Genomic DNA, 11181 nt, shown 5'->3' on the forward strand with positions numbered 1-11181 from the left:
CAACAATGGACTGGACCAATCCACCCGTCAAGGGAACGGCAGGTGAACCGCAGCGCGAACGATCCGTCCCGAAAGGGGACAAGACGGTACGTCAGAAGACCTGCCCGACGGCATGGTTCGGACGGAGGTCAGGCCCGGCTCAGGAGAGGTACAGCTCCTCGATGTCCGTCGAGTAGTACTCCGCGATCGCCGTCCGCCGCAGCTTGAGTGAGGGGGTCAGCAGTCCCTGCTCCAGGCTGAACTCCCGTGGCAGCAGGCGGAACGCGCGGATCGACTCGGCCCGCGAGACGGCGGTGTTCGCCGCCGCCACCGCGCGCTGGACCTCGACGTGCAGCTGCTCGTCCGCCAGCACCGCCCAGGCGTCCAGTTGCTCCCGTCCGCGGGTCTTGAGCCAGTGCGCCAGCGCGGCCGGGTCGAGGGTGATCAGCGCCGCCACGTACGGCCGGTCGTCGCCGACCACCAGGCACTGGGAGACCAGCGGGTGCGCCTCGACCCGTTCCTCCAGTGCCGTCGGGGCGAGGTTCTTGCCGCTGCTGGTGACGATCAGGTCCTTCTTGCGGCCGGTGATGGTGAGGTAGCCGTCCTCGTCCAGCCGGCCCAGGTCGCCCGTCCCGAACCAGCCGTCGACCAGTGATTCCGCCGTGCACTGCGGGTGGTTGAGGTAGCCGCCGAAGACCGAGCCGCCGCGCACCCACACCTCGCCGTCGTCCGCGATGGCCACCGAGGCGCCCGGCACCGGCTGTCCGACGGTGCCGAGCTTCTGCCGGCCGGCCGGGTTGGCGGTGATCGCCGCGCTGGTCTCGGTGAGGCCGTAGCCCTCGTAGAACTGGAGCCCGGCGCCGGTGAAGAACAGGCCCAGGTCCCGCCGCAGCGAGGAGCCTCCGCACATCACGGTGCGCACCCGCCCGCCGAGCACGGCGCGCAGCTTCGGGTAGACGGTCCGCTCGTAGGCCAGGTGGCGCAGCCGCAGGGCCGTACCGGGGCCGGGTCCGCGGCCGAAGGCCTTCTGCTCCCGGGCGGCCGCCCAGTCGACGGCCACCTGCCGGGCCTGCTCGAAGAGTTCGCCGCGCCCGGCCTCCTCGGCGGCGCGCCTGGCCCGCTGGAAGATCTTCTCGAAGACGTACGGGACGGCGTGCAGGAAGGTCGGCCGGAAGCTCGCCAGGGCGGGCAGCAGCGCGTCGGTGGAGACCTCGGGGACGTGCCCGATCCGGAAGCCGCCGCGGATCGCCGCGATCTGCACCGCCCGTCCGTAGACGTGCGCCAGCGGTAGGAAGAGCAGGGTGGCGGGCTGGCCGCCACCGCCGGTGTCGCGCAGCACCTCGCCCCAGCCGGCGAGCAGCGAGTCGGCCTCGGCGGCCAGGTTGGCGTGGCTGATCAGGCAGCCCTTGGGGCGTCCGGTGGTGCCCGAGGTGTAGACCACGGTGGCGATGTTGGCGGCGGTGACGCCGAGCCGCTGGCGGTGCACCAGGGCGTCGGGGACGCCCATGCCGTCCTCGGTGATCGCGGCGACGCAGTCGCGGTCCAGCTGCCAGATCCCGGTCAGGTCGGGCAGGGCGTCGCAGACCGCGCCGACGGTCATCGCGGCGTCCTCGTCCTCGACCAGGCAGGCCACCGCCTGGGTCTCGGCGAGGATCCAGCGGACCTGCTCGGGCGCGGCGGTGGGGTAGACCGGGACGGTGATCGCACCGATCGACCAGAGTGCGTAGTCGAACAGCGTCCACTCGTATCGCGTGCGGGACATCAGGGCGACCCGGTCGCCGTAGCGCACGCCGCGGGTCAGCAGGCCCTTGGCGAGGGCGAGGACGTCGTCCCGGAACTCCCGTGCGGTGACGTCCTGCCAACGTCCGTCGCCGGTCCGCCGGGACAGTTGCACCAGGTCGGGGCGGCGTTCGGCGGTGTCGTACAAGGAGTCGGCGAGTCCTCCGGTGGCCTCGGGCCCGGCCGGGGCGGGGGTGGTGAACTCGCGCACAGTCCTCCCCAGTTCGCGTCTCGCGGCGCTGTCCGTCGGCCCCGGCGCACGGGCACCGGGATGGCGGCGCCCGGTCGTGCGGGGTGGTGCGAAACTATCGGATCGGCCTGTCACTGCCCAGGGTTGTGACGGTGACGCGACGAGATCGACACCGGTCAGCACGGATGGTGTCGCAGTTGGGGAGGAGTCGCGGAGGCGGCGGTGGGTGCCCCGGGGTGCCCCGGGAGCCGAGTGGGAGTCGTCGGTGACGGCACGGCGACGGGCCGGGGAGGAGGGGCCGGGTCCGGCTCGGGGTGGAGCGGGGTGGATCGCGGCCGTCCCCTGACGTGTCCGGGGCAAGGCGAAGAAGCGGATCGGTTCGACCCTCGAACGTGTGGTCAGGGCGTAGTAGAGTCTCGCAGACCCGTGGCCGGGAGCCCCCGCAGCTCCCTGTCCAGGACTCCCCGAGTACCGCCCCGCCCGCCGTCCAGCCTGCCGTCAAGCCTGCCGTCCCACCAGTACCCCGGAAGCCCTCCGAACCGCTCCCCGTCCGCGCCTGGCACTTCCCCGACCGAGGACTCCATGCGTCTGCGCAGCAGCTCGATCCGCGCGAAGATCATCGCGCTGCTCCTGGTGCCCATCGTCGCGCTCGTCGCCCTGTGGGCGTACGCGACGCTCGCCGCCACCGGGGACGCCTGGAGCCAGCTGTCGATCAGCAGTGCGTACAAGGACTACGGGGCGGCGGTGGACCAGTACACCGGCGACCTGCAGAACGAGCGCCGCGCCGCCGTCCAGCACCTGGCCGACCCGAACTCGCCGGTCGCCCGGGACGGCTTCGAGCACGCGCGGACGGCCACCGACCACAGCCTCGCGGTGCTGCGCCAGAAGAAGGACGCCGCCGGCGACCGGCTCTCCACCGGCCAGCGGGCCCGCCTGCTGCAGATCATCGCCGCGGCCGACCAGCTCGGCCCGCTCCGCGCCCAGGTCGGTCGACTGGCGCTCAACTGGGAATTCGCCCTCGGACAGTACAGCGACCTGATCCGCCCCGTCTTCGGCTTCCGGTCCGCGTACGTCGCCCGGCAGAGCGGCCAACTCCCGCGCCAGGGCACCATCCTGATCGAGCTGGTGCGCGCCCGCGAGTACCTCTCCCAGGAGGACGCGGCGATGGAGGGCCTGCGCACCGGCGCGGCCCGGCCCACCGCCGAGCAGTACCAGGCCGCGCTGGACGCCCTGCACAACCAGCAGGCCCTGTTCACCGTCTACATCGCCGAGCTGGAACCCGCCGACCAGGCCGACTACATCGCGCTGCGCGGCGGCGAGGCCTGGGGCGCGCTGGCCCGGGCCGAGGCGGACTTCGTCGGCGCCGGCGGCCCCGACCGGGTGGTCCAGGCCCTCAACGGCGACAACTGGCGGGAGACCGCCGACCGCTCGCTCGGCGACCTCTCCTCGATCAACTCCCGGATCACCGCAGGGATGGACGAGCGCGGGCGCTCGGCCGCGATCGCGGCGCTGTGGCGCGGCGGCATCGCCGGCGCGATCGGCCTGGTCGCCGTCGTGCTGTCGGTGATGATCTCCTTCCGGATCGGGCGCGGCCTGGCCCGCGAGCTGATCAACCTGCGCAACGCGGCCAATGAGCTCGCCAGCACCCGACTGCCGTCCGTCATGCTCCGGCTGCGCCGCGGCGAGCCGGTGGACGTCGCCGTCGAGGCACCCGAACTGCGCTTCGGCCAGGCCGAGATCGGACAGGTCGGCCAGGCCATCAACGCGGTCCAGCGGGCCGCCGTGGAGGCCGCCGTCGAGCAGGCCGAACTGCGCCGCGGCGTCGCGGCGGTGTTCGTCAACCTGGCCCGGCGCAGCCAGGTGCTGCTGCACCGGCAGCTCACCCTGCTGGACACCATGGAGCGCCGCACCGAGGACCCGGCGGAGCTGGAGGACCTCTTCAAGGTCGACCACCTCACCACCCGCATGCGCCGCCACGCCGAGGGCCTGATCATCCTGGCCGGCGGCTCGCCCGGACGCGCCTGGCGCAAGCCGGTCCGGATGGTGGACGTGGTCCGCGCGGCGGTCGGTGAGGTCGAGGACTACGCCCGGGTGACCGTCCGGCCGTTCCCCGGCACCGGCCTGCTCGGCAGCGCCGTCGCCGACGTCACCCACCTGATCGCCGAACTGGTGGAGAACGCGGCCGTGTTCTCCCCGCCGACCACCCAAGTCACCGTTCAGGGCGAGGTGGTGGCGCACGGCTTCGCGCTGGAGATCGACGACCGCGGACTCGGGCTGAGCGAGCAGCTGCTCGCCGAGATCAACGAACGCATCACCGAGGAGCAGGAGTTCGACCTCGCCGACACCGACCGGCTGGGGCTGTTCGTGGTCAGCCGGCTCGCCCGGCGGCACGGCATCCGGGTCCACCTGCGGCCGTCCCCGTACGGGGGGACGACGGCGGTGGTGCTGATCCCGCGCGAGCTGCTGGCGGAGGCACCGGACGGATTGCCGGAGCCGCCCGCGGCCGGGGGCGGTGCCGGCGGTGTCACGGGTGGAGGACGACGGCCGGTGGGCCGGGCGGCCGGGCGTACGGCCGGGCGGCGTGACCTGGTCGCGGTGCCCGACCCGGCCTCCGGCGGCGCCGCGGGCCCGTCCGCGGGCGCGTCTCCGTTCGCGGATTCGTCCACGTCCATGTCCACGTCGCCGTCCACGGATCCGTACCCGGGCGGGTCTGCCGGTCCGGTGCCCGCCGGGGGCACGGGCGGGCGGCACCGGGTGACCGGCGGACCGCGGCCGTCCGTGCCCGAGACCGGGCTTACGGCCAACGGGTTGCCGCGCCGGGCGGCACGGACCAAGGGCGGTCCGGTGCTGGTGCCCGCGCCGGCCTCGGACGTCGAGACCGGGACGGGCACGGGACGGCACCGGCGGGACGCGGCGCAAGCCACGGTCGCCGCGGTGCCCGCCCTGGTGGACGCCGTGCCGGTGGACCCCGTGCCGGTGGACCCCGTGCCCGTGGACCCCGTGCCGGTGGACGCCGTGCCCGTGGACGCCGTGCCCGTGGACGCCGCGCCGGTGGACGCCGTGTTCGGGGGCGCCGCCCCCGTCGCCGCGGCTGGGGCCGACGCCGCGCCCCGGACGCCCGGCGGGCTGCCCCGTCGGGTCCGGCAGGCGAACCTCGCTCCGCAGCTCAAGGAACTGGCGAAGGACCGCCTCCGCGGGGAACCCGGGGCCGCGGGCCGGGCCGGTGGACCGTCGGCGGAGGCCGCCGATACAGGGGAAGCCGACCGGGCCGCGGAGGTCAGGGAACGCTCGCCGGAGGAGGCCAGGGCCACCTTCGCCTCGTTCCAGCGCGGCTTCACCCGCGGCCGCGGCACCACCGCCCCGGCGGACCGTACGGCCGCGTCGGGTGCCCGGCCCGTCGCCGTACCGCGCTGGCAGCCGCCGGACACCTCCCGGCTGGCGATCAGCCCGGCGCCCGCCCCGGCGGCGCTGCCCGCACCCCCGCCCGGGGACGCCGCCCGGGCGCCGCTCGCCCGTCGGATCCCGCCGGGCCAGCCGGTGCGGCGGAACCCTGCGGCCGTCCTGGCCGTACCACCAGTGACACCTTCAGTGCCCGTAGCACCGGCAGTGCCCGCCACACCGGCAGGACCCGTAGCACCGGCAGGAACCGTCGTACCTGCAGGACCCGTAGCACCGGCAGTGCCCGCTACGGCCGCAGGACCCGCTGCACCCTCAGGATCCGCAGGATCCGCAGCCCTCGTAGTACCCGCACCACCCGCTCCAGCGGAAGGAACTGATTCATGACCACTTCGACGCAGCCGTCCGGGGACCTCAACTGGCTCCTGGACGACCTGGTGGGCCGGGTCGCGGCCCTGCGCTACGCGGTGATCCTCTCCAGCGACGGGCTGGCCACCGGCGCCTCGCGCGACCTCGACCGCGAGGACGCCGAGCACCTCGCCGCGGTCGCGGCCGGGTTCCACAGCCTGGCCAAGGGGGCCGGCGGGCACTTCAAGGTCGGCGGGGTCCGGCAGACCATGGTGGAGCTGGACGAGGCGTTCCTTTTCATCACGGCTGCGGGCGACGGCAGTTGTCTGGCCGTGCTGAGCGAGGCCGAGGCGGACATCGGCCAGATCGCCTACGAGATGGCCCTGCTGGTCAAGCGGGTCGGCGAGCACATGGCCGCCGAGCCGCGCACCGAAACCGCCGCGCCGAGGGGCTGAGCGGTCCGATGGCGGATCCGATGGCGGACGGCTCGGTGACCCCGGAGGGCGCGGAGCCGGCGGGCACGGCCCCGGAAGGCACGGAGCCGGACGGCCCGGCCCCCGACGGTGTGGGGCCGGAGCAGGACACCCCGGGCGGACCCGAGGTCGACCTGTTCCGGCCCCGCACCCCGGTCGACGACCGGTGGTTCGACGACGAGGCCGGACCGGTGGTGCGGCTCTACTCGATGACCAGGGGCCGCACCCGGCCGGTCGAGGAGGGGCTGTTCGACCTGATCTCGCTGGTCACCGCCAAGGAGCCCGGGCCGGACGCGGGGGCCGTGCCCGCGCACGTCCTCGACCCGGAGCACCAGACCCTGCTGGCCTGGTGCCGCCACGAGCCGCTGTCCGTCGCCGAGCTCGGCTCCTACACCGACCTGCCGGTCAGCGTCGTGCGCGTCCTGCTCGGCGACCTCTACGACGCCGACCTGATCAGCGTCACCCGACCCGTTCCGCTCGCCGAGCTGCCGGACGAGCGCCTGCTGCGAGACGTGATCAATGGACTCCGTGCGCTCTGACCCCACCCCGCCGAGCACCGCCGCGAAGCCTGCCGGGAGCGCCGACGACCCGCGCTGGCGCGGCGGTCCGGCCGCCGCGGTGAAGATCCTGGTGGCGGGCGGGTTCGGCGCGGGCAAGACCACCCTGGTCGGGTCGGTCAGCGAGATCCGGCCGCTGCGCACCGAGGAGGAACTCAGCGAACTGGGCCGCCCGGTGGACGACACCTCGGGCGTGGAGGCCAAGCGGACCACCACGGTGGCGATGGACTTCGGCCGGATCGACCTGCGGCCCGGCCTCGCGCTCTACCTGTTCGGGACGCCCGGGCAGGACCGGTTCTGGTTCGTCTGGGACGAGCTGGCGCGTGGCGCGCTCGGCGCCGTGGTGCTCGCGGACACCCGGCGGCTGGCCGACTGCTTCCCCTCGGTCGACTTCTTCGAGCAGCGCGGCATCCCGTTCCTGGTCGCGGTCAACTGCTTCGACGGCACCGAGCGGTTCGCCCCGGAGGAGGTCCGGGACGCGCTGGACCTCGACCCGGGCATCCCGGTGGTCCTGTGCGACGCCCGGCTGCGGGAGGACGGCAAGGGACTGCTCGTGGCGCTGGTCGAGCACGCCGCCGAGCTCCGTCGGCGGGCTGCGGCCCGGACCTGAGGCTCCGTGGGATCGGTCCTGGTCAGGGGCGCTTCGTGCACCCGACGTCTCATTCGGTGGTCCACATGTCGGACGAACGGTGCGCGGAAGGTTGCCTAGACAGGCTCGGGCGTGGAAGGCTCTGTGGACGTAAGCCGTCCCGGCGCGCACCGGATCATGGGTGTGTCGCCGCGCGGGCAACGAAGCGCAACGAAGCGCAAGCGCGTGGAGCGCGACGAGGCAGGACGAAGGGGGAGGGCAGCAGGGATGACCGTCGGCAAGCGACGCATCACCGCCGTGCCCGGCCCCGTCATGCCGGTGCTCACCGTCCGCCGCTACATCGACCACGCGCTGATCTGCAGCGCCTGTTGTCGCTGACCGGCCTCCTCCACCCCGGTACGTCCCCGGCACCCCAGGCCTGCACCCGGCCGCCGCCCGACGCACCACCGACCCCGTCGACCAGGCCGTAGCGGACCGCACGTCAGGAGCGCCCGCGGCCGACCGATCCGGCCCCGCCCCGCGGAGAGACCACCAGTGAACACCGTTCGCCCCAGCAACTCCCTCGAACCGTTCTGGCCGTCCCGGCAGCCACACCTGTTCGATCAGACGTGTCCGGGTTCGCCCAGCGCGTCCCGGCCCTCCGCCCGCTGAACCCGGTCCCCCCGGTCCAGCTCCGGCAGTACGCCCGGTCGACGCGCAGACGACTCCACCCCGTCCGTCACGCGCGAAATGAGCGGCACACCATGTCTTCCTCCTCCACGGCCACCCTGCCCCTGCCCGTCGCGACCCCGCACCTGCGCGCGGTCCGCTCCGTTCCCCCGGTCTCCGTCCCGCCCGTCTCCGTTGTTCCTTCCGTCGTTCCCTCCGCCGTGCCCTCCGGCCCGTCGGTCCCGCCCCAGTCCGGGGCGGTCGCACCGCCGGCCCCCGCGTCGCTGCTCGCCGCACTGCCGGAGGGCGCGGCCGTCGTCGCCGCCCTGCCGCAGGGAGTGCTGCCGCAGGGCCTGCTCGCCCAGTACGGTGCGCAGACCGGCGCGCCCGCCGGCCACCCGATGGTCGGCTACCTGGTGCTGGTACCGGCCGAGAGCCCGGCGGCCGGTCCGCTCGGACTGGCCGGGCACGCCACGCCGGGCACGCTGCCGGGTGGCGCCGGATCGGGCCTTGCGGGTTCGGGTCTTGCGGGGACGGGCGCCGCACCGGCCGCCGTCCGTCCGGTCCGGCCCGCCGGACGCGGCATCGCCGTCGACGCCGAGCGCCGCAACGCCTACGTCGACGGGCGGCTGCTCGACCTCACCTACCTGGAGTTCGAGCTGCTGGCCCACCTCACCGAGCACCCGCAGCGGGTGCACACCCGGGACCACCTGGTCTCGGCGGTCTGGGGCTACGGCCACGTCGGGGACGGTCGCACGGTCGACGTGCACGTCGCCCGGCTGCGCCGCAAGCTCGGCCCCGCCTACCGGGACTCGATCGTGACGGTGCGCCGGGTCGGGTACAAGTACACGCCGGTCAACTGAGCTGCTGCTCCGCGCTGTTCGGCCGTTGGCCCAGGGTCTTCGGTCCACCCTCTCCGGCCCACCGTCGGTGGCCGACCGTCTCCGGCCGACCGCTTGTGGCCGACCGCCTTCGGCGTGAGGCCGCCCTGCGTCACAGCGGGCCGCCCGTTCCTTCCGTGAACGGGCGGCCCGCTGCCGCGTGTTGGCGCTGCGCGTGGGCGGGCGGTGCGAGTCGGATGGACCGGTTGTGCGGGGCGCCCGGGTCAGGCCCGTTGGTCGGGGGGCAGCAGGAGGACGGAGAGGGCTTCGGCGCAGGTCCGGGCGGGGGTCAGGAACCGGTCCAGGCGGTCGTCGGTGAGGTGCGCCGGGGTCGAGCGGACCGCGAGCGCGAACCGGGCCTGCCCGGCGGCGTCCAGTACGGGAACCGCGAGCGTCCGCACCCCGGCGGCGGACTCGCCGTCGTTGAGCGCGTGACCGGCCGCCCGCACCCGAGCCAACTCCTCTTCCAGGAGCGACGGTTCGGTGATCGTACGGTCGGTGAAGGACGGTAGCGGGCCGAGTGCGGACACCGCCGCCTCGCCTGCGCGCGGCCAGGCGAGCAGGACCTTGCCGAGCGCTGTGGAGTGCAGCGGGCGGCGCAGCCCGAGCCCGGTGTCCGGCCGGACCGAGCCGCCGACCAGGATGACGGCGTGCGGGCCACTGCGGATCGCCAGGTCGGCGGTCGTTCCGGTGCGTCGGGAGAGCAGCTCCAGCTCGGGGCCGGCCAGGTGCAGTCCGCGCTGGTGGAAGGTGAGTTGGCCGAGTTCGGCGACCGCCGGACCCAGCCGGTAGCGGGCCGTCTGATCGTCCTGCTCCAGGAATCCGGCGCTGACCAGCGTGCGGGCGAGCCGGTGCGCGGTGGAGACCGAGAGGTCCATCCGACGGGCCAGGTCCGAGGCGCTGAGGTCGGGGCCGTTGTCGTGGAAGCAGTGCAGCAGTCCGAGTGCGCGCTGGACGGCCTGGGCACCGGCCGGGGGGCTCTGGACGGCGGTGGCGGCCTCGGCCATGGCACCTCGCGTTCGGTTCGTGGCTCCGGGCGGCGCGCCGGAGGGAGTCTCAGCGTAGGGCAGCGAGTGCTGCGGAGATGTGTCAACGACGTTGCAATGGAATGGCGTTGATGAACAACTGATCCCACCATGTGGCAAAGGCTTGCCTCCGGCTCGACCGGCGTGGAACGCTCCTCGCATCGCGCCGCCCGGCTCCTCGGTACGGACGGCGCGCCATCGCCATCGTCGTCGCCACCCCACCTCGCCCGCGCTCGGTGCACCCGTGTGCCGCGACGCGTGGATCCCCGTGCGCCGGACCGGAAGGAGTAGCGCCGTGACGTCCCACCGGTGTGTTCCCTCCTGTCCCTGTTGTCGCTGACGCTCCTCGTCCCGCTCCTCCTGCGCCTTCGTACGCCGTACGCCGTACGCCGTGCGCCGTGCGGCGTGCGCTCCGCGCTCCGCTTCCCGCTCGCCGCCGTGCGCCGTGCCGTGCGGCGGCGGCGCACCCGAACTCCGCTGCCTCCGACCGCCGTCGGAGCCCCCGAAGAGGACCACGCCCCGTGCCCAGTCGTTCGCCCAGCTCCTCCGCCGTCCCCGAAACCCTCTGGTTCACCCGCTGCCCGGTGCCCACCGCGACCGGTATCGCCGCTGATCAGGGCTGGCTGGCACGGGAGTTCGCCCCGGACGGAATCGCCGTCCGCTCGCTCCAGGACGCCCCGCCGGAGGTGGCCGCCGACCACCACTACACCCACGCGCTCACCGGGCTCTTCCGCGAGGGCGGCAACGTCCCCGCGCTGTGGGCCCGTTCGCGCGGCGAGGCGACCCGGCTGATCGGGTTGACCTGGATCGAGGAGCGACAGGTCGTCCTGGTCCGGGCCGGGAGCGGCATCAGTGAGCCCGGGCAGCTGCGCGGGCTGAGGCTGGCGGTTCCACATCATGGGATCGGCATCGACTTCTGGCGGGCCATGGCCCTGGCCGGCTTCCGGGGCGCCCTGGCGCTCGCGGGTCTCGGGCTGGAGGACGCCGAACTGGTCGACGTGCCGGCCGTCCCGGGCGGCGGGCAGTGGTCCGCCGAGCTGTCCGCATTGCGAGACGGCCTGGTGGACGCCGTGTACGTGAAGGGGGCGCTGGCCGTCGAGGCGGCCCGCCGGATCGGCGCGGAGGTGGCGGTGGAGCTGGACGCGGCTCCGGACCGCCGGGCCCGGGTCAACAACGGCACGCCCCGGCCGGTCACCGTCCACCAGCGGCTGCTGGACGAGCACCCGGAGCTGGTCGCCCGCTTCCTGGCGGTCCTGTTGGAGGCCGCCGACTGGGCCGCCGAGCGTCCGGTGGAGGTGGCCAGGATCCTCCAGGCC

The 11181-nt window shown here is 74.3% G+C and carries 8 protein-coding genes; 6 read left to right on the forward strand and 2 right to left on the reverse strand.

Going from position 1 to position 11181, the window contains the following annotated elements:
• Nucleotides 1–139 precede the first annotated feature (139 nt).
• A complete protein-coding gene (locus tag ACFXPX_RS31395) occupies nt 140–1969 on the reverse strand; it encodes an AMP-dependent synthetase/ligase (RefSeq protein WP_380521083.1) in 1830 nt (609 codons plus the stop codon).
• A gap of 561 nt (nt 1970–2530) precedes the next feature.
• Here ACFXPX_RS31395 and ACFXPX_RS31400 point away from each other — a divergent pair.
• The 5 genes from ACFXPX_RS31400 (at nt 2531) to ACFXPX_RS31420 (ending at nt 8822) form a co-directional block, all read left to right on the forward strand.
• Nucleotides 2531–5731 (forward strand): nitrate- and nitrite sensing domain-containing protein, encoded by a 3201-nt coding sequence (locus ACFXPX_RS31400; protein ID WP_380644195.1) that lies wholly within the window; start codon nt 2531–2533, stop codon nt 5729–5731.
• On the forward strand, nt 5728–6147 hold the full coding sequence (locus ACFXPX_RS31405; protein WP_375891400.1) for a roadblock/LC7 domain-containing protein: 420 nt from the start codon (nt 5728–5730) through the stop codon (nt 6145–6147). The genes ACFXPX_RS31400 and ACFXPX_RS31405 overlap by 4 nt, the downstream gene beginning before the upstream one ends.
• An 8-nt stretch (nt 6148–6155) precedes the next feature.
• Nucleotides 6156–6704, forward strand: a complete 549-nt coding sequence (locus ACFXPX_RS31410) for a DUF742 domain-containing protein (RefSeq protein WP_380644196.1) — start codon at nt 6156–6158, stop codon at nt 6702–6704.
• Nucleotides 6685–7332, forward strand: a complete 648-nt coding sequence (locus ACFXPX_RS31415) for an ATP/GTP-binding protein (RefSeq protein ID WP_380404130.1) — start codon at nt 6685–6687, stop codon at nt 7330–7332. Before ACFXPX_RS31410 ends, ACFXPX_RS31415 begins: the two co-directional genes overlap by 20 nt.
• A 722-nt stretch (nt 7333–8054) precedes the next feature.
• Entirely contained in the window at nt 8055–8822 is a 768-nt protein-coding gene (locus ACFXPX_RS31420; RefSeq protein WP_380589948.1) for a winged helix-turn-helix domain-containing protein, read from the forward strand.
• 242 nt (nt 8823–9064) lie between these two features.
• On the opposite strand, the gene ACFXPX_RS31425 is transcribed toward ACFXPX_RS31420, so the two are convergent.
• A complete protein-coding gene (locus ACFXPX_RS31425) occupies nt 9065–9847 on the reverse strand; it encodes an IclR family transcriptional regulator (protein ID WP_375891406.1) in 783 nt (260 codons plus the stop codon).
• Between the two features lie 539 nt (nt 9848–10386).
• Here ACFXPX_RS31425 and ACFXPX_RS31430 point away from each other — a divergent pair.
• The coding region (locus ACFXPX_RS31430; RefSeq protein WP_380644197.1) for an ABC transporter substrate-binding protein at nt 10387–11181 on the forward strand (795 nt) is incomplete at its 3' end.

Origin of the sequence: Kitasatospora sp. NPDC059146 (assembly GCF_042786665.1) — a bacterium.
GTDB lineage: Bacteria > Actinomycetota > Actinomycetes > Streptomycetales > Streptomycetaceae > Kitasatospora.

Excerpts from the sequence above, each read along its gene's own strand:
- ACFXPX_RS31415 (WP_380404130.1), top strand. The coding sequence starts at position 6,685 with ATGGACTCCGTGCGCTCTGACCCCACCCCGCCGAGCACCGCCGCGAAG.
- ACFXPX_RS31420 (WP_380589948.1), top strand. The coding sequence starts at position 8,055 with ATGTCTTCCTCCTCCACGGCCACCCTGCCCCTGCCCGTCGCGACCCCG.
- ACFXPX_RS31405 (WP_375891400.1), top strand. The coding sequence starts at position 5,728 with ATGACCACTTCGACGCAGCCGTCCGGGGACCTCAACTGGCTCCTGGAC.
- ACFXPX_RS31400 (WP_380644195.1), top strand. The coding sequence starts at position 2,531 with ATGCGTCTGCGCAGCAGCTCGATCCGCGCGAAGATCATCGCGCTGCTC.
- ACFXPX_RS31410 (WP_380644196.1), top strand. The coding sequence starts at position 6,156 with ATGGCGGATCCGATGGCGGACGGCTCGGTGACCCCGGAGGGCGCGGAG.
- ACFXPX_RS31425 (WP_375891406.1), bottom strand. The coding sequence starts at position 9,847 with ATGGCCGAGGCCGCCACCGCCGTCCAGAGCCCCCCGGCCGGTGCCCAG.